Below are 24,981 nucleotides of genomic sequence, written 5' to 3'. Positions count from 1 at the left end.
CTGCTCGCACAAGGCCAGCAGACCGGGATAGTCGCCGCGCGCAGGCGCGAACGGATTGCCTTCGACGTTGAACTCGACACCGCGCCCGGTGGTGAGACCTGCGAGTGCGCGGACATCGTCGGCGCGGATGTGGCGGGCATCGGGACGCGGATGCACCGTGATGCCGTGGGCACCGGCCTCGAGACACGCGGTCGCGGCACGCAGCACATCGGGATCGCGGCCACCGCGCGAATTGCGCAGGACCGCGATCTTGTTGACGTTGACGCTGAGGCGGGTCACGGGCCTGGCGATGGCGGACGCGCCGGATTGTCGGGCGCGACCGGCGCAGGCGCCGTCGCGGATACGGCGCCTGCACGGCGCGCATCGGCCTGCTCGCGCAGACGACGCAGTTCGACCGGGTCGACCATCATCGCCTCGCTGCGGCTCTGGCTGCCGACGCGTTGCGCCAGCAGGCCCATCACGCCGATGACGACGAAGACCAGCGACAGCAGCAGCGCGATCGCCGCCAGCGGGACCGATGTCGTGGTGAACGCGATGACGACCGCGCCGAGCGCGAGCAGCAGGAACAACCAGGGCATGGCAAGGACTCCGCCTGACGTGACCCCGATTCTAGAACAGACGCCGGCCCGGATTCGCGTCCGCCCGACCGCCGCGCGCGAGGGGCGATGGACGGTCGCGTCGATCCACATCGAACATGCCCGGACAGCCGGATACGCCGGTGTTCCGCCGGATCGGTGGAGCACTGCAGAGCCCGCCGCCGCCATCGATGCACTCGGGACCACGCGCGGCAGATGCGTTTCGTTGCGCCGGTCTTCCGAATGACCTGCCGACCGCGGTCGTGTGTCGCAACCAAGGCGCGCAGACGTCTGCCGTTCGGGGAGTGTGCAAGCTCGGACGCGATCGCGTCGGGCGTCGCTGCGCTCGACCCATCCTGCGCAGGCGCTCCGCGCTTCAGAGCAACGGCGAACACAGACGGGCAAGCGCTTCGGGCAGTCGCGCTGACAGCAAGGGACGCGGACGTCCACGCTGCACACGCGGCGCGTGGGCGAACTCGCGTTCGATGTGCTGCTCCAGTGCGGCGGCGATGGCGGGATCGTCGAACAGCACCGACACCTCGAAGTTGAGCCGGAAGCTGCGGTGGTCGAAGTTGGCGCTGCCGATCAGCGCGAGATGGTCGTCGACCAGCAGCGTCTTGCTGTGCAGCAGACGCGAGCGGTACTCGTAGATCTTCACGCCGGCCACCAGCAACTGGCCGAAGTACGAGCGCGCGGCCAGCGTGACGAGTTTCGAGTCGCTGTGCTCGGGCACCAGCAACCGCACGTCCAGGCCTGCGAGGGCCGCCGAGGTCAGCGCCATCATCGCGGCTTCGCCGGGCACGAAATACGGCGTCGTCATCCATACCCGCGTCTTCGCGGCGTGGATCGCGCCGACGTGCGCGCGATGGATCGCTTCCCAGTTCGAATCCGGGCCCGAGGTCAGCACCTGTGTGCGAATCGGGCCGGCGTCGGCCGGCGGCGTCTGCCGTTCGACCTCGGCGAGGAAGTCGCGTCGCCCGGTGGCGTAGGCCCAGTCCTCGGCGAACACCAGCTGCAGCACGCGCACCGACTTGCCGACCAGGCGCATGTGCAGGTCGCGATAGGCGTCGGCGCGCAGGCGTTCGTCCTGCTCGTCGGTGATGTTCATGCCGCCGGTGTAACCGATGCGGCCGTCGATCACGACGATCTTGCGGTGCGTGCGCAGATTGGTCCACGGCCGCTGCCAGATGCGCCCGAAGCGCATCGGGTGGAACCATGCCAGTTCGCCGCCCGCTTCGATCAGCGCGGCGAAGAACTTGCGCGAGGCCTTGGAGCCGACGAAATCCAGCAGCAGGCGCACGCGTACGCCGGCGCGCGCACGTTCGACCAGCGCATCGCGCAACGCGGCACCGGTCGTGTCGGGCTCGTAGATGTAGTACTCCAGATGCACGTGATGCTCGGCATGCGCGATGTCGGCGAGCAGCGCGGTGTACTTGGCGGCGCCGTCGACCAGCAGGTCGACTTCGGCCGACGACGTGGCCGGCAGACCGGTGGTCGCCTGCCCCAGTCGCACGAGTTCGGCCGCTTCGCCTTCCTCCGCTTCGATCTGCGCGTTGCGCATCGACGCACGACTGTGCGTGCGACGCAGCCGATTGCGCCGGATCTTCTGCGGGCCGAACACGTGATAGACCAGAAAGCCGATGTAGGGCAGCAGCGCCAGACCGAACAGCCAGCTGAGCGTCGCGACGGGCTCGCGCTTCTGCAGCACGATCCAGCCGCCCAGCACGACGAGATACACGCCCCAGGTGGCCGTCAGCAGCTTCAAAAGATGCGGCGTCGTGACGACCGAGGCCCAGATCCCCTGCAAGGCTTCGAACATGAGGCGATTTCCGACTGCGCCGATCGCGCCTGAACAGGGTAGCCGGATCGCTGCGAGCACGATGCATGGAGCCGACTGTGACCTGTGACAGGCCGGGTGTCTCACCGGTGTGACACCCCGCAGGACCGCGGCGCAGTGCGGTCCGGGCCGCATTCAAGACCTCTGCACGGTGTAACAAGGCCGCACGCACTGCTGCGGAGCCTGCCGCCTCGAAACACATCAAGTCGTTGATTCTAAATAACTAATCAGGTTGGCACGCGGTCTGCGTTGACACCCTCGCCGAAACATCCGGGGAGCGTGGGATGCACAGGACCGCACAACTTCTGATCCAGCTGCTGCTGCCATGCGCCGTGCTGGCCAGCGGCACGGCGTGGGCGGCGGGTGCGCGCAACGGCGTGCATCCGGTCGGCGGCGAGATCGTGGTCCTGCGCGAGGTCAGCAGCCGCAATGCGGTGCGTCCGGCGCCGCCGGGATTGGCATTGATCGTCGACCCCACGCCGAACCGCCAGCTGATGCCGTCGCTCCCGGGTGGAGAACTGAGCGATGCGGATTTCCTCGCGCTCGATACCGGCCACCAGGTGCAGGGCGCGATGCGCGGCACCGGCGGCATCGCCGCCCCGGTCACGCAGGCGTTGACCGGCACGCTCGGCGGTGGCCCGAACGCGCGCGACGCCAGTGGCGTGCAGGGCGCCGGCACGCTGGGCGCGGCCACGGGCGGTGTCTCTGGCATGGTCACCGGCGCGACCCGCAACATCGGCAGTCACATCACCGGCGCGCTGTCGCAGATGCCGTTTGGCCAGCCGGCGAACGGGGGTGGTCCGTGATCCGCGTATTCGCACTGTCGGCGCTGCTGGGCGCGGCGGCACCGGCCTGCGCCGACGAGGTGTCGACGATGCTCGATTACCTCACCGCTTCGCGCGTGGACGGCAACGCATTCACCGGTGCCAGCGGCGCCATCGCGATCAACCTCGCCGCCGGCGATCTCAACCGCCAGACCAATGTACGTGCGATCGCGGTCGGCACGCGGGCAATCGCCGGCACGGATGTGCGCCAGGCGAGCCGCCGCGACCTCGCGACCGCACCCGACGGTGCGTCGGCGGTCATCGCGGGCAACGCGCTGTCGGGCGCTTCGGGCATCGCATCGATCAATCAGGCCAGCGGGGCCGGCAACGCGTCGTTCAACGCGGTGTCGCTCGCACTGGCGCAACAGGGCATACGCGAAACCGACGACGACGGCACGTTGTCGGCGGCGTTCGCGTCGGCGGGGCAACAGCACGGTTTCGAACAGGGGGGCGTGACCACGAAAGGTCGTGTGGCGTCCGTCGAGTCCACTGCGCTGCAGGGCTTCGAAGGTGTGTTGCAGCTCAACCAGGTCGCGGGATCCGGGAACGACACCGGCAACACGCTGGCGATGTCGATCCAGGCGGGGCCGTGACCGGGCACTTCAACGGGAACTCCACGAGAGCAGACGAGAGAGAGACGACAGACATGAAGACCATGAAGACCACCCTGCTGGCGATCGCCGTCAGCGCTGCCGGCGTCGGTGCCGCACACGCCCAGAGCGTCGACTGGCGGATCATCGATTACGACATCAGCATCGACGACACGCGGAACTACGAGACCAACGTCGACGACACGCGCAATTACGAAACCAACGTCACCAACCGCAATACCGAGATCAACACCACGGTCGACTCGACCGACACCTTCGACCGCACGGTCAGCATCGACGATGCCTTCAGCCGTGACGTCTCGATCAGCGATGCCTTCGACCGCACCGTGAGGGTGGACCAGAGCCTGACCGAAACCGTCGACCGGAGCATGAGCGAGTCCTACAACCGCGACGTCGACATCATGCAGAGCGTCGACGAGGCGCACCGCATCCGCACCAACACCGTGGTCGAGAACATCGACCGCACCGAGAACGTGAACTCCGACGTGCGTCGCGAGCGCAACGAGCACGGCGTGTCGGTGAATCTGGAGAAGGATCTGTCCCTGAGCTCGGACATCGCCTTCACCGGCGACCCGACGATCACCGGCAACATCGATCTCGATTCGGCCGCCATCGCCGTCATCGACAACCGTCAGTCGGTCAGCGGCAACATCGGCATGAACAAGGTGCTCGAGAACACCGCCAGCATCGCCGACGACGTGGGATCGGAAGCCTCGGGCAACCTGCTGTTCAACGTCGCCGCCGGCGACAACAACGTGCAGGACAATGCCGCGGCGCTGTCGGCCGCCGACGCGGGCTTCGCGTTCGGTCTCGCCGATGCCGAAGTGTTCGTCAACCAGTCGGGCATGAACAACGCCACGATGAACCACGGCGTGACCAACTCGGCCGGTCTGGGCGGCAACGCCTTCTCCTCGGCCACCGGCAACATCGGCGTCAACGTCGCCTCGGGCAACAACAACGCGCAGAAGAACGCGATGGCCGCGTCGGTCGCCACGGCCGCCTATGCACAGGCGAGCGTGAGCTCCAACCAGGCCTCGTCGGGCAACATGACCTCGAACGCGGGCAGCTACGAGCGCTTCACCGACACCACGCAGGTGTCGCTGAGCGGTCCGGTGCGCGGCTGGTCGCTGTCGGCGGGCGTGGGTTCGTACGAGGGCACGACGTCCGGCACGTCGAGCAGCGAAGGCATGTCGCACCAGGCGTCGAACTTCTACGCCGATCTCTGGTCGGGCGCGCAGCACCCCGCCGGCAACGCGACCGGTCACGCCGACTTCGACATCGACAGCCAGGGCGCGATCGCAAACCCCGGCCGTGACGGCGTGGGTGGCCTCGCCTTCGACAACACGTCCACGGGCGAATACGAGGGCACGGAAGAGGGCGAGCTGGGCTTCGTCGAGCTGGGCTACAGCGATCTGCAGGCGAGCCTGAGCGGCACCGTGACGACGAGCCGCTGGGTCGCGGTTGCCGCGACCAACGACGCCTCGCTGTCGGGCAGCGCCTTCAGCAGCGCGTCCGGCAACATCGGCGTCAACGTGGCGGCAGGCACCGGCAACCTGCAGGCCAACAGCCTGTCGATGGCGGTCGCGCAGCCGGGCGCAGCGGCGCCGCCTCCGGGCGGTGGCGGCGAGCAGTAAGCGCCCACGAGGTGTGATGCCCGGTAGCCCCTGTACCGGGCTTCTCCCGGAAGCCCCGCGCCACATGCCCCGTGGCGCGGGGCTCTCCTTCCGACAGGACTCGAGCCGATGCCGCATCGTTTCACCATCTGTCTGCTGACCGCGCTGTGTCTGACGGGCCCGGCCCGGACGGCCGAGATCGGTTTCCACGGCATCCTGCCCAACGGCGCGGTCATGCCGGTGCAGGTGGAGAGCATGCGCGAGGCGCGCTTCCGCCACCTGGTGCGTCAGCACACCGATTACAGCTGCGGTGCCGCGGCGCTGGCGACGATCCTCAAGTACGGCTACCGGCTGGACGTGGACGAAGCGACGGTCATCGAAGGGATGATGGGGCTGGCGGATGCGGAGATCGTGCAGTCGCGGGGGTTCTCGCTGCTGGACATCAAACGCTACGTGGAGTCGCTGGGCATGCGCGGCCGCGGCTACCGCATCGAGGAAGACCGGCTGCGTGCGTTGCGCGTGCCGGGACTGGTGCTGATGGACGTGCGCGGTTTCCGCCACTTCGTCGTGCTCAAGCAGGTCGTCGGCGAACACGTCGAAGTCGCCGATCCGATCCTGGGCAATCGCAGCGTACCGATGGCGGAGTTTCTCGAATCGTGGCCGTCGCGTGCGGTGTTCATCGTCATAGGCAGTGACTTCGACCGCAACACGGTGCTGATGGATCCGGTCGAACGTCCGAGCGCGAAGCGGCTGTTCGCCCGGCAGGGACCGGTGACCGACGCCGAGCTGCTGGACTTCGGCTTCAGCCATGCGGATCTGTTCTGAGAGGAGAGTGTGATGCGTACGACTTCGACCTGGTGCGTTGCGATCGTCCTGTGTGCGTGCATCGCACCGGCGTGGGCCAACGGACCGACGGCCCCGGCGACGCCGGGCCTGACCGAAATTCCCGACGCCGAACTCGGCGCGATGCGCGGACGCTACATCGTCGGCGACAACCGCGTGGCCTGGTTCGGCGTGACCATGGTGTCGAACTGGGTGACCAGCAGCGGGCAGACCCTGCAGGGCGCGATGCGGCTTGGGTTCGACCTGCGCGGCGGCAAGCCCGATGTCAGCTTCCAGCCCAGCGTCACCATCACCGAACCGACCGCCGCCGTCGCCACGGCCGGCGGCCCGCGCGAAGTGGACGGCAGCGGCCTGGCCAATGTCGGTGGGCTCGTGCAGAGCGTGCAGGTCGCCGGCGACGGCAACCTCGCGCGCAACGGCCTGCAGCTGAAGGTGCGCGAGGGCGCGGTGCCGGACGGCATCGCCACCGGCGCGACGACGACCGTTGCTGAAACCGCCTCGGGCGGCGCAAGCGCACGTGCCGCGCTGGACGGCGGCGGCGCGCGGATCCTGCTGCAGGTCGCCGGTCAGGGTGTGGCCGAACAATGGATCGATGCGCGTTCTATCGGCCAGAGCATCCGGCTCGCCGGGGATGGCCAGGCCGTGGGGAACCAGCTGCAACTCGATCTGCTGCGCCAGTCGGTGCCGGCCAGCCAGTCCGTCCACCAGAACCTCGTGCAGGCCATCGGCATGACCCGCGCGGGCGGCATCTGAAACATCCGAACCGACGTCGATCCCAGGAGGGGCACCTTGAAATCGACACGACCGAATGCGCGACGGCCGCTGGGCCTCGCGCTGGGGCTGGCACTGCTGTGCCCCCTGACCGCGCTGGCGCAGGACGCCACGCAGATCACCGACGACGATCGCGCGCGCATGCAGCAGCTGCTGCAGGACCTGCAGACGCTCAAGCAGGACTATGCGCAGGAAGTCCGGCGTCTGCGCGAACTGGACATGCAGATCCAGGCGCTGCAGGCGCGTGTCGCCGGCGTGGCGCCCCCGATCGTGCAGCGCGATGCACCGCAGGTGGCGACGCAGACGCCCGTGCAGGCGCCTGCAGCGGCCGCGACCCAGGCGGCTGCGCCGGTCGCCGACGCCGCCGCGCCACGCGCCGCGGACGGCTATGCCGGCACGGCCGAGGATGCGCAACGCGCGCAGGAAGCGGACTCGCGCAGCGTTGCCGACGTCAAGCAGCAGAGCACGGCGCTGTTCAACCGTCGGCTCACGCTCGAGAACGGCATCAGCTACAACCGCTACGACCGCAAGCAGGTCACGCTTAACGGCTTCCTGGCGCTGGACGCGATTTTCCTGGGCAACATCGCGATCGAGAACGTCGAGTCCGACACGCTCAACTACAACTTCGCCGCGCGCTGGGGCGTCAGCCCGCGTCTGAGCCTCAATCTCGACGTGCCCTACATCGCGCGCAAGACCGTCTACCAGAAGGGCGGCGCGGGTGGCGCGGCGGCGGCGATCGCGCAGGAGGAAACCGACGGTGCGGGCCTGGGCGACATCAGCGCGAGCGCGAACTGGAAGCTGTTCGGCGAACGCGGGCCGTGGCCGGAAACGGTGCTCAACGTCGGCGTCACCGCGCCCACGGGGCGCGAACCCTACGGCATTCCGTGGCGCGTGCTCGAGCGCGACGAGGACGAGTTCATCCGCTTCGCCGTGCCCGAGGAACAGCCCACCGGCAACGGCCTGTGGTCGGCGACGGTGGGACTGTCGGCGGTCAAGACCACCGACCCGGCGATTCTGTTCGGCAACATCGGCTACGTGCGTTCGTTCGCACGCGACTTCGACGATCTGGACAACAACCCCTCGACGACCAACCCCGGACGCGTGCGGCTGGGCGACGCCTACTACTTCGGCGCGGGCCTCGCGTTCGCCTTCAACGAACGCACTAGCCTGAGCATTTCCTTCAGCGACCGCCTCAACGCGCGCGCTCGCACGCGCTACGACGGTGGCGACTGGACGAAGCTGATCGGCAGCGATGCCAATGCCGCGACGATGAGCTTCGGCGTGACCCACGCGATGACACCGAGCGCGACCTTCGTCGGCGTGCTGGGCATCGGCCTGACGCCGGACGCACCCGACTTCAACCTGACGGTGAAGGTGCCCTACGCGCTGTAGCGGCGTCTGTGGGCGTGCGCTTGCGCGCGATGCGGCGTCGGCAGTGGCGCCACATCGCGCGCCCCCATGACCGCCGCACGAGACTCAGCGGAACGCCTCCAGAGACACGCCGTGCTTGCGGCAGAGGCGATAGATCGTCACCCGCGACACACGCAGCCGGCGCGCGCTGGCACTGACGTTGCAGCCGGTCGCACGCAGCGCGTCCACCAGCGCATCGCGCTCGGTCCGGTCGCGATGCGCATCGAGCGCGACGACCTGCGGCGTGGCGCCGCCGAGCTGCAGGTCCGCAGGCTCGATCAACGCGTGCTCGGCGACCACCGCCGCGCGCCGGACGCGGTTGAGCAGCTCGCGCACGTTGCCGGGCCAGGCGTGCCGGCGCAGGCACTGGCGCGCGGCCGCGCTGAAGCCGCGTGCCTGCACCGCGTGGCCGGTCCGGAAGGTGTCTAGGAACTGGCGCGCGAGCAGTTCGACGTCGTCGCCGCGCGCACGCAACGGCGGCAACTGCAGTCGCAGCACGTCGAGCCGGTAATAGAGATCCTGCCGGAACCGTCCCGCGGCGATGGCCGCTTCCAGATCGACGTGGGTCGCCGCCAGCACGCGCACGTCGACGCGGATCGCATGGCTGCTGCCCACGCGCTCGACCGTGCCTTCCTGGAGCACGCGCAGCAGATTGGTCTGCGCGTCCAGCGGCAGGTCGCCGATCTCGTCGAGAAACACGGTGCCGCCATCGGCCGATTCGAACAGGCCCATGCGCCGCGTCGCCGCGCCGGTGAAGGCGCCGCGCTCGTGGCCGAACAGTTCCGACTGCACGAGCGTGGGCGAGATGGCGCCGCAGTTCATCGCCACGAACGGTTTGCCGCGCCGGCTCGACAGATCGTGCAGCGCACGCGCGGCCAGTTCCTTGCCGGTGCCAGACTCGCCGGTGATCAGCACCGGCAGTTCGACATCCGCATAGCGGTGCAGCAACGCACGCACGCCGAGCATCGCGGGGCTCTGGCCGCCGATGCTGGCGATGTCGCGGCGCGGGCTGGACAGCAGCGAGGCCAGCGCGGCCTCCAGGCGGCCGGCGTCGAACGGCGCCAGCAGGCGCGCGTGGCAGAGCGAGAGCAGGTGCTGCCGCGCCGGATCCTCGCCGGTGTCCGCGTCGACCAGCGCCAGCGTCGGCAGATCGGCGTGTTCGGCGAGCGCGGTCTCGAGCGCCTCGATGTGCGCGGCATCGGCATCGCGCAGGTCGACGACCGCGACGACCAGATCCCCGCCGCGCATGCCGACCTGGCGTGCGGCTTCCGCGCGCGCCAGCCGGAGCGGCCAGCCGATCGCGGCGAACATCGCCTGTTCGCGCGTGCCCGGCGTGCCGAACCAGATCGCGCAATGCTGGGCGCGCGGCGCCATCACCGAGCCCATCGGGCGCTCCGCTTGACGATCGGCAACAGCGCGACCGCCGCCGACGCGGTGTCCTCGGACATGCCCCCTCCCATCCTCTGCCCCGGGTGTCAGCCCGATCAACGTGCGGAACGGAGGAACCCGGACACGGCATGAGAACTCTCCGAGGGCCGCGCGTCGCACTGGCTGAGACCGGCAAGCGCGACACTGCGCGGATGACCGCCCGCCTCCGCCCGCCTGTCGCGACCGCCCGCAAGGGCCGCGGCAGCGCGTCCTGGGTGGCGGGCCGGTTCGAAAAGCGGGTCGCCACGGCCGAGGACGACGGCTGGGACGCCCTGCAGATGTTGCAGGACGATGCGTCCGCGCCGCAGACCACGGTCACCGAGGAACGCGCGCGCAGCATCGTCAGCCGCAACGACTCGCCCGACATCGGCTTTTCGCAGTCGGTGAACCCGTACCGCGGCTGCGAGCACGGCTGCGTCTACTGTTTCGCCCGGCCCTCGCACGCCTATCTGGACCTGTCGCCGGGCCTGGATTTCGAGACCCGACTGTTCGCCAAGACCAATGCGGCCGAGCGCCTGCGGGCCGAATTCGCCCGGCCCGGCTACGTCTGCTCGCCGATCGCGCTGGGTATCAACACTGACGGCTACCAGCCGATCGAGCGCCGGTACGGGCTCACCCGCGCGCTGATCGAGGTGATGGCCGAGGCGCGGCATCCCTTCAGCATCGTCACCAAGAGCGCCAACGTGGTGCGCGACCTCGACCTGCTGGCGCCGATGGCGGCCGACGGGCTGGTGACCGTACATTTCTCGGTGACCTCGCTGGACAACCGGCTGTCGGCGCGGATGGAACCGCGCGCCGCGGCGCCGCACGCGCGGCTGCGGGCGATGCGCACCTTGGCCGAAGCCGGCGTACCGGTGGGCGTGATCGTCGCGCCGGTGGTGCCGATGATTTCGGACTGCGAACTCGAGGCGATCCTCGAGGCCGCCCGCGAGGCCGGCGCGGCCAGTGCCGGCTATGTGCTGCTGCGGCTGCCGCACGAACTCAAGGCGGTGTGGCGCGAATGGCTGGCGCTGCACTATCCCGATCGCGCCGCCCACGTCATGAGCCTGCTGCAGCAGATGCACGGCGGGCGCGACTACGACAGCAGCTTCGGCCACCGCATGCGCGGGCAGGGCCCGTTCGCCGATCTGATCCACGCGCGCTTCGGCCGGGCCTACCGGCGCCTCGGTTTCGGCCGGCTGCCGCCGCTGCGGACCGACCGCTTCGTGCCGCTGCGCAAGGCGTCACCGCAGGGCGAGCTGTTCTGAGCCGGGGCGAGGCGCGTATTCACGCCGCCTCCACCTCGCGTCCACGGCCGGATTTCCTACACTGCGCGGTCCCCGCGTGAGACGTGCCGACGATGTCCGATGTCGCCCCGCTGCGGACCGTCGAGGCCGGCGCGTCCGTGGACCTGATCGACCAGCTGCCGATCGGCCTCGCCGTGCTGGCCGCCGATGGGCGCTGGCTGCGGGCCAACGCCGCACTCGGCGCGCTGTGCGGCGTGGATCCGGGTGAACACGTCGGGCGCACCGCCCACCACACGCTGCTGCCGGCCGTGGCGCCACAGATCGATGCCGCGCTCGCCGGGCGCGCCGAGCTGCACGACCTCGCGCTGGCGCCAGACACCCGCGGCCGCCATCTGCGGCTGACGCTGCGGCCGCTGGCCGACGGCACCGCGCTGCTGCAGCTGCACGACGACACGGCCCGCAAAGCGCTCGAGGCGCAGCAGGAAACCCTCGCGTTCGGCATCTCCCACGAGCTGCGCGCGCCGGTGCGGGCGATCGAACAGTTCGCGCGCCGGCTGCTGGCGCAGGATCCGGCGACGGCCGATCCGAAAACCACGCGCGACCATCTGCAGCGGATCCAGGACGCGTCCGGACATGCCGGGGGCCTGATCGACGCCCTGCTCGAGACCATGCGCGCGGCACGCCCGTCCCGCCCCGCGGCCGCGGTCGACATCAGCCTGCTGGGCGACTGGATTTGCGCCGAACTGCAGGACGCCGACCCGGGCCGCCCGGCGGAGATCCACATCGCGCCGGACCTGTGGGCCTGGGGCGACGAGCACGCGCTCAAGCAGCTGCTCGGCAAGCTGCTGCACAACGCCTGGAAGTTCTCCGCGCATCGCGACGCGGTGCGGATCGATCTCGACGGCGAACGCCACGGTGACCGCGTCGCGCTGCGTCTGCGCGACGCCGGGCGCGGTTTCGACATGCGCTATGCTGAACGACTGTTCGTGCCGTTCAGGCGGCTGCACGGCGCCGACGACGGTGCCGGTCACGGCCTCGGTCTCGCGATCGCCCAGCAACTGGCGCGCGCACAGGGCGGCCACATCCGGGTCGAATCCCAGCCGGACGTGGGCACCACCTTCTTCATTGAACTGCCGGCGGTGCCGGACGAGGACACCTCCGGGTCATGAGCACGCACACGATCCTGCTGATCGAGGACAACCCCGACGACGCCGAGCTGACCCGCATCGCCTTCGCGGAAGCCGGCATCGACAGCCAGCTCGTCGTGGTCGGCGACGGCGCCGAGGCGCTGGACTACCTGTTCGCCCAGGACAAGTACGCGCACCGCAACGCCGCCGACCTGCCGTCGATCGTGCTGCTGGACCTCAACCTGCCCAAGATCGACGGCCGCGAAGTGCTGCAGGCCCTGCGCGGCAATCCGGCGACCCGGGGTCTGCCGGTCGTGGTGCTGACCACCAGCACCGAGCCCTTCGACGTCGAAGCCAGCTACGCGCTGGGCGTCAACAGCTATATCCGCAAGCCGGTCGACTTCCAGAAGTTCGTCGAGGTGGTCAAGCAGATCGGCCTGTATTGGCTGGTGTTGAACCACCCGCGGGGGTGATGGCGGGTTTGCGCGTTCGCCGCGGCGTCAACGGTCTGATGTCCCGTTCCTGATAGTGGCGCCTCTGTCGGCGCGTCAGTTCGTGTCGCGCGCACGACGTTCAGAGCGGCAGTCGTCAAGCGCGCTCACTGGGTTGCCGTTGCCGTTGTTGTTGTTGTTGTTGTTGTTGTTGTTGCTGTTGGTGTTGGTATTGTTGCCGTTGCCGTTGCCGTTGCCGTTGCCGTTGCCGTTGCCGTTGCCGTTGCCGTGGCTTTGCTTTCGGCAGTTGATCTTTCGAGCCGTAGAGCGAGCCGAGCATCGCAGGGCGGCGGGGTCGAAGAGCAGCCCATGTCTGAGCGCAGCGAGTTTGGGCTGCGTGCCCCGTCGTCCGAGAAGCGCAGGGAACCGATGCGGCTTCATCGCATCGGATCGCGTCCGGCGAAGGCGGTTTGACTCACGCCTTCGGCGTTCGCCCTTCGGGCCGGCTTCGCCGTTCGCCAGCGCATACGCGCTGTCGTGCTTCCTTTTGACAAGACAAAAGGAAGCCGCGCGCGGAGCGTGCGGAAGCCTTGGGCTTGATCTTGATCCTGCTTATTTAAAGCTTTCAAAGCGAAGAGCAAATGCAAACGCAAGTGCAAGGCTTTCGCCCGCTGCGCGTGCGAGTCTCTTTTGGCGGGACCCAAAAGAAACCAAAAAGTCCCTTCGCCGGACGCGATCCGCCGCATGAAGCCGCGGCGGTCCCCTCCGCGCTTCGCCTGCCGCGGCGCGCAGCCCAAACTCGCTGCGCTCAGACATGGGCTGCTCTACGGCCGCGCCAGGCTGCAGTGCTCGGCTCGCTTTACGGCTCGCAGGTCAAGATCAAAGGCTGAAAGCCGAAGCCGAAGCCGAAGCCGAAGCCGAAGCCGAAGCCAGAGGCAGAGCGGGCAACGTACGCGGAAGATCGAAAGTCGCGCACGCAATCGAGCAGCGGACGACGCGCTTTCCGTCACGCCTGGCCCGGAATCCCGCCGCGCGCAAACCGCGCTCCGTGGGACGCCAGTCCATCAACCTCCGCCGTACAACGTCTCCGCACGCTGGAACAGGATCCAGCTCGTCGCGATGAACTTGTCGCCGTTCTGCGGCCGGTTGCCGCGATGCGTGTGGGTGAACGCGGTCGGGGCGATCAGCAGGTCGCCGACGCGCGGGGCGACCTTGCGCTGCTGGAACAGGAATTCGGTTTCGCCGGCGTCGAAGCCGTCGTTGAGGTAGATCGTCCACAGCAGGTGGCGGTGCAGGGTTTCGCCGCTGGCATCGCGCGGATACAGCTCGCAGTGCCAGTACGGGTAGCCGCCTTCGCCCGACGCGTACCACTGCAGATTGACCGTCCCCGGGCGCAGGCAGGTCTGCAGCAGGCCGCCGAGGCGCTGGTCGTCCATCGTCGGGAAGTCGTCGGCCTCCAGGCGACGCAGGGCGCCGTCACTGCCCGGCTGCTGCAGCATCAGCGGGGCGATGAGCGTCTGCGGATACTTGCGCAGATAGGCCATCAGGCCGGCGTAGACCGCGACGTTGAGCTGCTGCACCACGTCCGCCCAGTCGGCGCGGTCGTTGATCGACAGGTCGCGGCTGCGCTTGAGTTCGGGATACACGCCACCGCCGATCTCACCGGCGTGCAGGTCCGGACTGTTGCGCAGACGCGCGACGATCGCCGCGCAGGCATCGGCCGACAGCGCGCCGGGCGTGACTTCAATGAAGTCGGCGGGCGTGCTCATGCGGCGGCGCTGTCGTGCTGCAGGTGGTAGCGGGTCGCGGTGTCGACCTCGTCCTTCGAGCCCAGGAACACCGGCACGCGCTGGTGCAGCGAGGTCGGGGCGATGTCGAGGATGCGCTCGCGACCGGTGGTCGCCGCGCCGCCGGCCTGCTCGACCAGCATCGCCATCGGGTTGGCCTCGTACATCAGCCGCAGCTTGCCGGGCTTGGACGGGTCCTTGCGGTCCCAGGGATAGATGAAGATGCCGCCGCGGGTCAGGATGCGGTGCACGTCGCCGACCATCGCCGCGACCCAGCGCATGTTGAAGTCCTTGCCGCGGGCGCCGTCCTTGCCGGCCAGCAGATCGTCAACGTAGGCCTGCGTCGGCGCTTCCCAGTGGCGCTGGTTGGACATGTTGATCGCGAATTCGCGGGTCTGCTCCGGAATGCGCATGTGGGCCTTCGTCAGCACGAACGAGCCCTGCTCGCGGTCCAGCGTGAACGCATGCGTGCCGTGGCCGATCGTCAGCACCAGCATGGTGCTGGGGCCGTAGAGGCAGTAGCCGGCGGCGACCTGGCTGCTGCCGGGCTGCAGGAAGTGGTGGTCCTCGGCGGCGGTCACGCCTTCGGGACAGCGCAGCACCGAGAAGATCGTGCCGACGCTGGCGTTGATGTCGATGTTGGAGCTGCCGTCGAGGGGATCGAACACCAGCAGGTAGTTGCCGCGCGGAAACGCGTCGGGGATCTGCTGGGAGTGCTCCATCTCCTCGGAGGCGCAGGCCGCCAGATGGCCGCCCCAGGCGTTGGCCTCGAGCAGGATCTCGTTGCTGATCACATCCAGCTTCTTCTGCGCCTCGCCCTGCACGTTGATGCTGGCCTCGTCGCCGCCGGCCTCACCCAGCACATCGCCCAGCGCGCCCTTGCCCACGGCGACCGAGATGCGCTTGCAGGCCCGCGCCACGACCTCCAGCAGCAGGCGCAGGTCCGGGGTCACGTGGCCCAGGCGCTGTTCCTCGATCAGGTGGCGGGTCAGGGAGATGCTGGGCATCGGCGGCGGTCCTTGGCGTCGGGGAGGCCCGCATTGTCGCGCCAAACCCGCGCGACTGTCCCGCGCCGTGCGTCGCGCCGCCGGCGGACGACCGCTATCCTGACGGGGTTTGGCCGCGTCACCGCGCGGCAGACGCCCTCCCCTCCGTCGTGCAGGCAGTCCTTTCCGTGTCCTCTTTCTTCGCGAACGTCGAACTCGTCCCCGGTGACCCCATCCTCGGCCTGACCGAGGCCTACAACGCCGATCCGCGCCCCACCAAGGTCAACCTCGGTGTCGGCATCTACTACGACGAGGCCGGCCGCATCCCGGTGCTCGACGCCGTGCGCGAGGTGGAACAGCGCCTGGCCGCCGAGGCGAAACCGCGCGGTTACCTGCCGATCGACGGCATGCCCGACTACACGAAGGCCACCCGCGAGCTGCTGTTCGGCGTCGAGTCGCCGCTGCTGGCCGCCGGTCGCGTCGCGACCACGCAGACGATCGGCGGCAGCGGCGCGCTGCGTACCGGCGCCGATCTGCTCAAGAAGGTGCTGCCGCACGCGACCATCGCGATCAGCAACCCGAGCTGGGAAAACCACCGCGCGGTGTTCGGCGCGGTCGGCTTCGAGGTCGTCGACTACACCTACTTCGACGCGACCACGCACGGCGTCGACTTCGCCGGCATGCTCGCCGACCTGCGCAAGCTCGCCGCCGGCACCGTCGTGCTGCTGCACGCCTGCTGCCACAACCCGACCGGCGCCGACCTCACCGTCGGGCAGTGGCGCCAGGTCATCGAGGTGCTGCGCGAGCGCGACCTGTTCCCCTTCATCGACATCGCCTACCAGGGCTTCGACCAGGGCATCGAGCAGGACGCGGTGGCGATCCGCCTGCTGGCCGAGTCGGGCATCGCGACCTTCGTCATCGCCAGCTCGTACTCGAAGTCGTTCTCGCTCTACGGCGAACGCGTCGGCGCGCTGACCGTGGTCTCGGCCACCGCCGAGGAAAGCCGCGCGGTGCAGTCGCAGATCAAGCGCATCATCCGCGCGAACTATTCCAGCCCGTCGACGCATGGCGCCGCGCTGGTTGCCGGCGTACTCGGCAGCGCCGAACTGCGCGCGCGCTGGGAAGCCGAACTGGGCCAGATGCGCGAGCGCATCCACGCCCTGCGCGCGGGCCTGGTGCAGAAGCTGGCCGACGCGGGCGCGCCGGAATTCGCCTTCATCAGCGAACAGGCGGGCATGTTTTCGTACTCGGGCCTGAGCCGCGCCCAGGTGGACCGCCTGCGTGACGAATTCGGCATCTATGCCGTCGGTACGGGGCGCATCTGCGTTGCAGCGCTGAGTCTGAAGAACTTGGATTACGTGGCCGAAGCGGTCGCAATCGTCAGCCGCGGCTGATCGCAATCGCCCTTCGAGCGCCCGGTTCTGCTCCTTCCCCCGCCTGCGGGGGAAGGCTGGGATGGGGGCGAAGTATCGAGGTGCGGGAGTGTGGGTACCGCATGACCGCAAGCGGTTGATGCGCACGTCGACCTGACGGTTTGCCCCCACCCAACCCTCCCCCGTAGACGGGGGAGGGCTTGTCTCTCGCGCGATCGAGCTTCAAGCGGTCGGCGCGAAATGCCCGTGGAAGCCCAGCGGAAACGCGTACGGCAGCCACGCCGTCGCCAGCGGTCCGTCTTCGACATGCCGCGCATCGAGCACCGCGATGCCGCTGCGGTCGCGGGCGTGGTCGAGCAGGGTGCCGACCAGCCAGCCATCGTCGGGACGCGTGCTGCCGGGGCGCGGCACGAAGACGTGTTCCTCGGCCAGCACGTCGCGGCCGTAGCGATGGACCGCGCGCGTGCCGCGTGCGGGGTCGATCATCTGCACGGCGTTGAAGTAGGGCGCCGTCGCATCCCCGGCGTTCGTCGGCGTGTACAGCCGCGCGCCGCGATCCGTGGGCGTGCGCGCGTCGAACATCGGGAACTCCATGCCGCCCAGGCCCGTCGATTCCCAGCGGGCGCGGCCGCTGCGCATGTCCAGGCGCAGTTCCACCAGGTGCGCGGGCGCGGCCGGGCCGTGATGGCCGAACATCGCCGCGCGGTGTGGCGAGCGTGCCTGGGCGACATCGGCCAGGCGCATCGTGCGCACGGTGATGTGACCGTCGCGCTCGAAGGCATCGCCGAAGTGGTAGGCCATAGTGAAGTCGACCTCGAAGCGGCGCGCCACGCGGTCGGGCGCGGTCTTGTCGATCACCATGACGGTCGACGCGCGCTCGGGAGCGAACCGCAGGCTCTCGAAGAACGAACCGGCCGGCGCGTAGTCGAAGGGCGTCAGCAGGAACACCAGATGCCGGTCGGTCTGCACGAAGGCGTGCAGGTAGCCGGGCGCGCCCATGTCGTGGACCTGCGCGTCGATCAGCTGCCCGTCCGACCCGATGTGCCAGACCAGCAGACCCGCGCCGCCCATCATCGACAGTGCGCCGAAGTTCCACCAGCTGCCGTCGCGGTCCTGCAGCGGGTGCGCCGAGAACGGCAGCGCCTGCAGGTCCGGGCGCCAGGTCTTCGGGCCGATGGTGTCGAGCGCATCGGGATCGAGTTCGAATGCCGAGCCGGCTTCGCTCAGCGCGAACAGGCGGCCGCCGATCGTCACCACCGAGGTGTTGGCGGTGTTGGCGTCATCGTTGTTCCGGATCGCGACCGGGTCGGGCACCGTCGTCCCGGCCGCGAGCGTGTTGAAGCGTCCGGCGCCGCGCTCGCGCTTGAACTTCGGCGTTTCCACCATGCGCCCGCGATGGGTCACCGCGCCGTCGCCGAAACGCCAGCCGTGGACCATGCCGTCGCCGTCGAACCAGTGCTCGTAGCGGAAGCCGTCGCGCTCGAACCATGCCGGCCCGTTGCGGTACAGCGTGCCGGCGAAGTCCGCCGGCAAGCGGCCTTCGATTTGCACCGTGGTCGGGCCGAAAGTCTCGGCCGAGACCTGCCGCCAGCCGGCCAGATACGGCCGCTCGCGCAGGCCGGCGGCGAACTCGGCCGGGTCGCCGGCCAGGGCGTCGGCGCCGTGCAGCAGTGCCGGGCCGAGCGCGGCGACGGTGGCGCCGGAGAGCAGGTTGCGAAGGAAGCGACGGCGGTCCATGCGGCAGTCCTCGTGGCGTGGATCAGCGGATCGAGACGTCGAGCGCCAGCGCGTCGGCGCCCACGTCGAACGCGGCTTCCTCGAACGTCGGCTTGCGCGTGACGCGCGGGTTGTTGCTGAAGCCGTAGCCCTCGACCGGCATGCCGACGAGGTTGGTGTCCAAAGTGCCGTTGCCGTTCTCGTCGTGGATCACCATCAGCGCGTAGCGGCCGGCCGGCACGCCGTCGAAGGTGACCCTGGTGACCGCACCGGCCGGGGCCAGCTCGCGGGCGGCGACCGGGGCGGCGCTGCCGGCATAGCCACCGGCGTCGACGAGTGCGACCTGGAAGCGGCCGTCCTGGGTACGGGCATCGTGCAGCGACACGGTGAGATCGGCGGCCTGCAGGGGCGCGGCGAGTGCGCCGGTGGCGATCAGGGCGAACGGGGCGATGAGGCTGGCGGGGCTGCGGCGCATGGCGAGGTCCTGTCTCGGGTGTGGGACCAGTCTCGACGCGGGCCGGCTGGCTGCCAGCTGCCGGTGGTCATCGATCCGACCTGCCGGAAGTCACTTTCTGCGCCGCGCCCATTGCCGCATGCGCGTGCGGCTTGCAGCATGGCCGCATGTCGACGACCCGCCGCCACATCTTTGATCCGCTCAATCTCGCCGCGCTGCTGACACTCGGCGCGGTCGCCTTCTCGATGCGCTATTACGATCCCGCGCGCCAGGCCACGGCCTGGCTGTTGCTGGGCCTGTTCTCGCTGGGCTTCCTGTCGCTGTCGCTGTTTCCGCCGCGCCTGCGCCGCGTTGAGCATGTCGTCATCGCGGTGATGCCAATTGTCGCGCTGGCGCTGATCGCGCTCGATCCCAAGCCGGGCACCGCGCCGGTGCTGCTGGTGATCTGGATCGCGGTCGCATTCTCCGACTGGTCGCCGCGCGTGGCGACCATCGCGCTGGTCGTCGTCGACACGATCTACTACCTGATCCTCAAGTACGTCGCCGGCTTCGGCGCGCCGCTGATGTCGGTGCTGATCTTCGCCGGCTTCCAGGCCTTCGCCGCGCTGTGCATGCATTACGCGCGCAGCGCCGAACGTGCGCGCGACGCGCTCGCCCGCGTCAATGCCGATCTGCTGGCGACACGCGCCCTGCTCGCCGACAGCGCGCGCGATGCCGAACGCCTGCGCGTCGCGCGGGAACTGCACGACGTCGCCGGCCACAAGCTCACCGCGATGCGCCTGAACCTGCGCGCGCTGGGCGAAGACCCCGCGTTCGCCGACCATCCGCAGGTCCGCATCGCCGAGCAACTGTCGGGCGAACTGCTGGGCGACATCCGCAACGTGGTGCAGGCGCTGCGCAACAGCGGTCAACTCGACCTCGCGACCGCGCTGCGCGCACTCGCCGCGCCGATGCCGCGGCCGCGCTTGCGATTGACCATCGACGACGATGTGCGGGTGACCGATCCGGCGATCGCCGAAGCCGTGCTGCGGCTGGTGCAGGAAGCGCTGACCAACGCGGCGAAGCACGCGAACGCCGACACGCTCGACGTGACGCTGCAACGCGACGGCGCGTTGTTGCATGTCGCCATCGAAGACGACGGCCGGGTGCGTGACGGTTGGCGTGAGGGCAACGGCATCGCCGGCATGCGCGAGCGCCTGGCCGCGCTGCGGGGCCAGCTGCGGCTGGCGCGTTCGCCGCGCGGCGCGATGCGCATCGACGCGGAGCTGCCGGTATGAGCGTGCGGGTCGCACTGGCCGACGACCAGGCACTGGTGCGCGCCGGGCTGCGCGCGCTGCTGGAGCGCCATGGCATCGGCATCGTGTTCGAGGCCGACTCGGGGACCGCGCTGCTGGCGCAGCTGGCCACGCAGCCGGTCGACGTGGTGCTCAGCGACATCCGCATGCCGGGCATGGACGGCATCGAAGCACTGACCGCGCTGCGCGCACGCGGCGATGCGACGCCGGTGCTGCTGCTGACCACCTTCGACGACAGCGACCTGCTGCTGCGCGCGACCGATGCGGGCGCGCAGGGCTTCCTGCTCAAGGACGCCGCGCCCGAGGACCTGCGTGACGCGATCGCCCGCGTCGCCGCCGGCGAAACCCTGCTGCAGCCGGTCAGCACCGAGCCAGTGCGCGCGCGCTACCGCTTCCACGACGACAGCGCACCCACCGAGACCTTCAGCGAACGCGAGGTCGCGATTCTGCGCCTGCTGGCCGGCGGCTACTCCAACAAGGAGATCGCGCGCAGCCTGTTCCTAGCCGAAGGCACGGTGAAGAACTACGTGTCGACGATTCTCGAAAAGCTCGGCACGCGGGATCGCACGCGGGCTGTGTTGAAGGCGATCACCTTGCAGGTGATCTAGGGGGGGCGTGCTGCTTCTGCCGTCGTCCCAGCGGAAGCTGGTACCCATGTTCGCGGGTACCTGTCAGATCGCTTGAGGCAGGCGAAATCAAAATGGGCCCCAGCTTCCGCTGGGGCGACGGTAGCTGCTCCTGCGACATTTCGTCCCGGGTTGTTCACGACACCCTTTGCGACAATGCGCGCGCGATGCCTTGCATCGCATCCCCCGTCGAATTTCCCGGAGATGCCATGCGCTCTCGCATCTGGCGCGTTGCCTGCGCGCTGCTGCTGTCGCTTCCCGCCACCAGCGCATTCGCGCGCACGTGTGACCTGTCGATCGGCAGCGACGATGCGATGCGGTTCGACAAGGCCGAGCTGCGCGTCGCCGCCGACTGCACGCAGGTCCGGCTGACGCTGCGACACACCGGGCGCCAGCGCGCCGCGGCGATGGGCCACAACTGGGTGCTGACCCGCACCGCGGACTATCGCCCCGTCGCGATCGCCGGCGGACGCGGCAGCCTGGCGCACAGCTATCTGCCGCCCGGCGACGCACGCGTGATCGCGCATACGAACGTCATCGGTGGCGGCGAAACCACCACGATCACCTTTCCGACCGCGGGCCTCGTGCGTGGCGGCGACTACACCTTCTTCTGCTCGTTTCCCGGCCACTGGAACGTGATGCGCGGCAAGCTGGTGTTCGGCTGATGCGCGCGGCGCCCACCGCACTGTCGCTCGCGCTGTCGCTGATCCTGCTGTCGACCGGCTTCGCACGGGCGCAGTCGACGGACGGCGGCCCGGTCACGCTGGAGCGCGTGCGTGTCGATTCGACCCGCCTGCGCGGCGTCAGCGATTTCGACACGCCGGCCTCGGTCGATGCGATCCGTCTCGACGATGCGCACGGCAACCGCGCCGGCACCGTCGCGTCCGAGCCTTTAGCCGGTGTGCCCGGCCTGCTGGCGCGCGACCGCCAGAACCACGCGCAGGACACGCAGCTGTCGATCCGCGGCTTCGGTGCACGCTCGACCTTCGGCGTGCGCGGCGTGCGCCTGTTCGCCGACGGCATTCCGGCCTCGATGCCCGACGGCCAGGGCCAGCTCTCGCATTTCAGCCTCGTCGGCGGCGACCGCATCGAGATCATGCGCGGACCGTTTTCGGCGCTGTACGGCAATTCCTCCGGGGGCGTGGTGCAGATCTGGAGCGCCGACGGCGCGCCGGGCGACGACTGGCGCTTCAAGGCCAGCCACGGCCGCGACGACACGACCGGCCTGTCGGCGCAGTTGCGCGGCGGCAGCGAGGCGGTGGGCTACAACCTCGCACTGTCGCGTTTCGACACCGACGGCTGGCGCGACCACAGCGCCGCGCGCCGCGACTCGGCGAACGCGAAGCTGCGCTTCGACTTGGGCGATCGGCGCCGGCTGGATCTGGTCGCCAACCACGTCGACATCGATGCGCAGGACCCGCTCGGACTCACCGCCGCGCAGATGCGCGAGAACTCGCGCCAGGTCGCGTCGGTCGCGCGCGATTACGACACGCGCAAGACCGTGCGCCAGACCCAGGCCGGCGCGGTCTACGAACACGGCCTCGGTGATGCGCAGACGGTGCGTGCGATGGCCTACGGCGGTGAGCGCGCGGTCGTGCAGTTCCTGCCGATTCCACCGGGCGCGCAGGCCAATCCGCTCAACTCCGGCGGCGTGATTGATCTCGACAACCGCTACGGCGGGCTCGACCTGCGCTGGAGCTGGCAGGGGCAGCTCGCCGGCAGGACGCTCGAGTTCACCGTCGGCGCGAACGCCGACCGCCAGCGGCAGCACCGCACCGGCTTCGAGAATTTCGTCGGCGATGCGCTCGGTGTGCGGGGCCGCCTGCGCCGCGACGAACGCAACACGGTCGAGAACGTCGACCAGTTCGCGCAGGCGTACTGGTCGTTCGCGCCGCGCTGGTCGCTGCTGGCCGGCGTGCGTCACAGCGAAGTCGAGTTCACCTCGCGCGATGCCTACATCACCGCGACCAATCCCGACGACAGCGGCCGCGTGGCCTTCCGCCAGACCTCGCCGGTCGTCGGGCTGACGTTCGCGCCGGGCGACGATCTGCGCGTGTACCTGTCGGCCGGTCGTGGTTTCGAAACGCCGACGTTCAACGAGATCAGCTATCGCGCCGACGGTGGTGCCGGGCTGGCGCTCGATCTCGCGCCGGCGATCAGCGACAACCTCGAACTGGGCACCAAATGGCGTGCGCGCTCGGGCGCGACGCTCAATGCGGCGCTGTTCCGCGCCGATACCGACGACGAGCTCGCCGTCGCCCGCAACGTCGGTGGCCGCAGCAGCTTCCAGAACGTCGGCCGCGCGCGCCGGCAGGGCGCGGAACTGTCGGTGCGCCAGCCACTGGGTGACGCGTTCGACCTCAGCGTTGCGGCGACCTGGCTCGATGCGACCTTCCGCGACGACTACCGGGTCTGCTCGGGCGCCGGGTGCACCGTGCCGTCGACGCCCGTCGCGGCCGGCGCGCGCATTCCCGGCGTGCCGATGAAGCAGCTGTTCGCGCGACTCGACTGGACCGGCGGTCCCTGGAGTGCGGCGATCGAGGGTGTCGGCGTGGGCGATGTCGTCGTCGACGATCGCGCCACCGGTCGCGCGGCGGGCTATGCGCTCGTGCACCTCGAAGGCGCGCGCCGCTGGCGCTTCGATGCCGGCGAACTGCGCACCTTCTTGCGCGTGGACAACGTGCTCGACCAGGCCTACATCGGCTCGGTGATCGTCAACGAAGGCAACGGGCGGTTCTTCGAACCGGGACCGGGGCGCGGCGTGATGGTGGGGGCGCAGTGGACGTGGGATCGGTGAGGCGATGGGTTTGGCTGCCCTCTACCCATCCTACGGAGGGGCGCAAATTGAGCCGACGCTTCGCAACGATCTTCGTCATTCCGGCGAAAGCCGGAATCCAGCGACTTCCAGTGTAGTCCGGGCCTTGAGGGTCCGGTGATCGGCAGAGCAGACACTGGATCCCGGCTTTCGCCGGGATGACGGAATTCCAGGATCGTCGTCCCAGCGGAAGCTGGGACCCATGTTCGCTGTGATCGAACCGTTTGCCTTGGAACGCAAATCAAGATGGGCCCCAGCTTGACCAGACGTGCGTCTGTCGAGGGACGCTGGGGCGACGACTCATGCATGGCGTGAGCTTCGAAGACCGGCGACCTGGTTAACCGCAACCCTCAAACATCCCCACCCGCCGTCCACCCCTCGCCGGTCCCGCGATGGAACACGCGATCCTCGTCGCGCACCGTCCCCGCACCCACGGTGTCCTGTGTCGCCAGGCGCGCATAGATCGGGGTGAAATCCGGGCGCGTCGCGTCCATCAGCTGCTCGAAGCTGTCGATGACGAAGTAGGTCTTCTGGTAGGTGTCGATGCGGTAGCGCGTGCGCATGATGCGTTCGAGGTCGAAGCCGATGCGGTTGGGCGCGTCGGATTCCAGCGAGTAGATCGACTCGCCCTTCGATGACACGATGCCGGCGCCGAAGATACGCAGCCCGTCGGCCTGCTGGATCAGGCCGAACTCCACCGTGTACCAGTACAGACGCGTCAGATTCTGCAGCGCATCGGGGCCGATGCCGTGGGCTTTGACGCCGCCCTTGCCGTAGGCCTCCATGTAATCGGCAAAGACCGGGTTCATCAGCAGCGGCACGTGGCCGAACAGGTCGTGGAACAGGTCGGGCTCTTCGATGTAGTCGATCTGGTCCGGGCGGCGGATCCACCACGTCACCGGAAAGCGGCGGTTGGCGAGATGGTCGAAGAAGTCGAGTTCCGGCAGCAGGCCCTCGACACCCATCAACGTCCAGCCGGTCGCGGCCTCAAGCACCGCGTTGAGTTCGGAGAACTTCGGAATCGCATCGGGCGTCATGCCCATGGCGTCCTGTGCCTGCAGGAACTCGTCGCAGGCGCGACCGACCAGCAGTTCGCGCTGGCGCGCGTAGAGCGTGGCCCAGGTCGCATGGTCGTCGGCGCTGTAGGTGTCCCAGGGCTGCTCGACGATGCCGGTGGCGTAGACCGGGACCTTGCCCTTCTCGGTGTGCAGGTTCTCGACGCGGCGCGGGGCG

General features: G+C 69.2%; 24 protein-coding genes. 14 read left to right on the top strand and 10 right to left on the bottom strand.

What is annotated here, in order from left to right; genetic code table 11:
• From E2F49_RS15235 to cls, 3 genes are all read right to left on the bottom strand, one after another.
• A partial coding sequence (locus tag E2F49_RS15235; RefSeq protein ID WP_208004929.1) for a pyridoxine 5'-phosphate synthase occupies positions 1-279 on the bottom strand: 279 nt, incomplete at its 3' end.
• Positions 276-578, bottom strand: a complete 303-nt coding sequence (locus E2F49_RS15230) for a hypothetical protein (RefSeq protein ID WP_055250689.1) — start codon at positions 576-578, stop codon at positions 276-278. The genes E2F49_RS15230 and E2F49_RS15235, both read right to left, overlap by 4 nt.
• A 373-nt stretch (positions 579-951) precedes the next feature.
• Positions 952-2,394: a cardiolipin synthase gene (cls, locus tag E2F49_RS15225; RefSeq protein ID WP_133394680.1), complete on the bottom strand. Its 1,443-nt coding sequence runs from the start codon at positions 2,392-2,394 to the stop codon at positions 952-954.
• 302 nt (positions 2,395-2,696) lie between these two features.
• Between cls and E2F49_RS15220 the strand changes: the two genes are divergently transcribed.
• The 6 genes from E2F49_RS15220 to E2F49_RS15195 all read left to right on the top strand — a co-directional run bounded on the left by E2F49_RS15220 (position 2,697) and on the right by E2F49_RS15195 (position 8,466).
• A complete protein-coding gene (locus tag E2F49_RS15220; RefSeq protein WP_133394679.1) occupies positions 2,697-3,218 on the top strand; it encodes a hypothetical protein in 522 nt (173 codons plus the stop codon).
• Positions 3,215-3,829: a hypothetical protein gene (locus E2F49_RS15215; protein ID WP_425481395.1), complete on the top strand. Its 615-nt coding sequence runs from the start codon at positions 3,215-3,217 to the stop codon at positions 3,827-3,829. Before E2F49_RS15220 ends, E2F49_RS15215 begins: the two co-directional genes overlap by 4 nt.
• A gap of 386 nt (positions 3,830-4,215) precedes the next feature.
• The gene (locus E2F49_RS15210) at positions 4,216-5,481 is read left to right on the top strand and encodes an adhesin (RefSeq protein WP_425481396.1); all 1,266 of its coding nucleotides are present in this window, start codon (positions 4,216-4,218) and stop codon (positions 5,479-5,481) included.
• Between the two features lie 108 nt (positions 5,482-5,589).
• A complete protein-coding gene (locus E2F49_RS15205; RefSeq protein ID WP_133394677.1) occupies positions 5,590-6,285 on the top strand; it encodes a C39 family peptidase in 696 nt (231 codons plus the stop codon).
• Positions 6,286-6,297: 12 nt separating this feature from the next.
• Positions 6,298-7,056 carry a hypothetical protein gene (locus tag E2F49_RS15200; protein ID WP_165971260.1) on the top strand — a complete coding sequence of 253 codons (759 nt, stop codon included), beginning with the start codon at positions 6,298-6,300 and terminating at the stop codon, positions 7,054-7,056.
• Between the two features lie 36 nt (positions 7,057-7,092).
• The gene (locus tag E2F49_RS15195; RefSeq protein ID WP_243713625.1) at positions 7,093-8,466 is read left to right on the top strand and encodes a hypothetical protein; all 1,374 of its coding nucleotides are present in this window, start codon (positions 7,093-7,095) and stop codon (positions 8,464-8,466) included.
• 84 nt (positions 8,467-8,550) lie between these two features.
• On the opposite strand, the gene E2F49_RS15190 is transcribed toward E2F49_RS15195, so the two are convergent.
• Positions 8,551-9,870 (bottom strand): sigma-54 interaction domain-containing protein, encoded by a 1,320-nt coding sequence (locus tag E2F49_RS15190; RefSeq protein ID WP_243713624.1) that lies wholly within the window; start codon positions 9,868-9,870, stop codon positions 8,551-8,553.
• Between the two features lie 194 nt (positions 9,871-10,064).
• Here E2F49_RS15190 and E2F49_RS15185 point away from each other — a divergent pair, with 194 nt between their 5' ends.
• From E2F49_RS15185 to E2F49_RS15175, 3 genes are all read left to right on the top strand, one after another.
• Complete coding sequence (locus E2F49_RS15185) at positions 10,065-11,159, top strand: PA0069 family radical SAM protein (RefSeq protein WP_133394676.1); 1,095 nt, start codon at positions 10,065-10,067, stop codon at positions 11,157-11,159.
• A gap of 92 nt (positions 11,160-11,251) precedes the next feature.
• Positions 11,252-12,307 carry a sensor histidine kinase gene (locus E2F49_RS15180; RefSeq protein WP_133394675.1) on the top strand — a complete coding sequence of 352 codons (1,056 nt, stop codon included), beginning with the start codon at positions 11,252-11,254 and terminating at the stop codon, positions 12,305-12,307.
• Positions 12,304-12,738, top strand: coding sequence for a response regulator (locus tag E2F49_RS15175; RefSeq protein ID WP_133394674.1), 435 nt, complete (start codon positions 12,304-12,306; stop codon positions 12,736-12,738). Before E2F49_RS15180 ends, E2F49_RS15175 begins: the two co-directional genes overlap by 4 nt.
• Before the next feature lie 75 nt (positions 12,739-12,813).
• Here E2F49_RS15175 and E2F49_RS16520 read toward each other — a convergent pair whose 3' ends face one another.
• The 3 genes from E2F49_RS16520 to E2F49_RS15160 form a co-directional block, all read right to left on the bottom strand.
• Positions 12,814-13,137 (bottom strand): hypothetical protein, encoded by a 324-nt coding sequence (locus E2F49_RS16520; RefSeq protein WP_165971259.1) that lies wholly within the window; start codon positions 13,135-13,137, stop codon positions 12,814-12,816.
• A 623-nt stretch (positions 13,138-13,760) separates the two neighbouring features.
• The gene (locus tag E2F49_RS15165) at positions 13,761-14,465 is read right to left on the bottom strand and encodes a 2OG-Fe(II) oxygenase (protein WP_133394673.1); all 705 of its coding nucleotides are present in this window, start codon (positions 14,463-14,465) and stop codon (positions 13,761-13,763) included.
• Complete coding sequence (locus tag E2F49_RS15160) at positions 14,462-15,490, bottom strand: class 1 fructose-bisphosphatase (protein ID WP_133394672.1); 1,029 nt, start codon at positions 15,488-15,490, stop codon at positions 14,462-14,464. The genes E2F49_RS15165 and E2F49_RS15160 overlap by 4 nt, the downstream gene beginning before the upstream one ends.
• Positions 15,491-15,657: 167 nt before the next feature.
• Between E2F49_RS15160 and E2F49_RS15155 the strand changes: the two genes are divergently transcribed.
• Positions 15,658-16,863: an amino acid aminotransferase gene (locus tag E2F49_RS15155; RefSeq protein WP_133394671.1), complete on the top strand. Its 1,206-nt coding sequence runs from the start codon at positions 15,658-15,660 to the stop codon at positions 16,861-16,863.
• 201 nt (positions 16,864-17,064) lie between these two features.
• Here E2F49_RS15155 and E2F49_RS15150 read toward each other — a convergent pair whose 3' ends face one another.
• A complete protein-coding gene (locus tag E2F49_RS15150) occupies positions 17,065-18,579 on the bottom strand; it encodes a carotenoid oxygenase family protein (protein ID WP_133394670.1) in 1,515 nt (504 codons plus the stop codon).
• A gap of 22 nt (positions 18,580-18,601) precedes the next feature.
• Positions 18,602-19,033, bottom strand: coding sequence for a DUF2141 domain-containing protein (locus E2F49_RS15145; RefSeq protein ID WP_243713623.1), 432 nt, complete (start codon positions 19,031-19,033; stop codon positions 18,602-18,604).
• 50 nt (positions 19,034-19,083) lie between these two features.
• Between E2F49_RS15145 and E2F49_RS15140 the strand changes: the two genes are divergently transcribed.
• The 4 genes from E2F49_RS15140 to E2F49_RS15125 all read left to right on the top strand — a co-directional run bounded on the left by E2F49_RS15140 (position 19,084) and on the right by E2F49_RS15125 (position 23,730).
• The gene (locus tag E2F49_RS15140) at positions 19,084-20,289 is read left to right on the top strand and encodes a sensor histidine kinase (protein WP_165971261.1); all 1,206 of its coding nucleotides are present in this window, start codon (positions 19,084-19,086) and stop codon (positions 20,287-20,289) included.
• Positions 20,286-20,915, top strand: coding sequence for a response regulator transcription factor (locus E2F49_RS15135; RefSeq protein ID WP_133394668.1), 630 nt, complete (start codon positions 20,286-20,288; stop codon positions 20,913-20,915). The genes E2F49_RS15140 and E2F49_RS15135 overlap by 4 nt, the downstream gene beginning before the upstream one ends.
• A gap of 227 nt (positions 20,916-21,142) precedes the next feature.
• Positions 21,143-21,598, top strand: a complete 456-nt coding sequence (gene azu, locus E2F49_RS15130) for an azurin (RefSeq protein WP_133394667.1) — start codon at positions 21,143-21,145, stop codon at positions 21,596-21,598.
• Positions 21,598-23,730, top strand: a complete 2,133-nt coding sequence (locus E2F49_RS15125; protein ID WP_133394666.1) for a TonB-dependent receptor family protein — start codon at positions 21,598-21,600, stop codon at positions 23,728-23,730. Before azu ends, E2F49_RS15125 begins: the two co-directional genes overlap by 1 nt.
• A gap of 368 nt (positions 23,731-24,098) precedes the next feature.
• On the opposite strand, the gene phhA is transcribed toward E2F49_RS15125, so the two are convergent.
• Positions 24,099-24,981: phenylalanine 4-monooxygenase (gene phhA, locus E2F49_RS15120; protein WP_133394665.1), on the bottom strand; the 883-nt coding region annotated here is incomplete at its 5' end.

Source organism: Luteimonas terrae (genome assembly GCF_004358165.1).
GTDB classification, from domain to species: domain Bacteria; phylum Pseudomonadota; class Gammaproteobacteria; order Xanthomonadales; family Xanthomonadaceae; genus Luteimonas; species Luteimonas terrae.
This window is presented reverse-complemented; position numbering and strand designations above follow the sequence as displayed.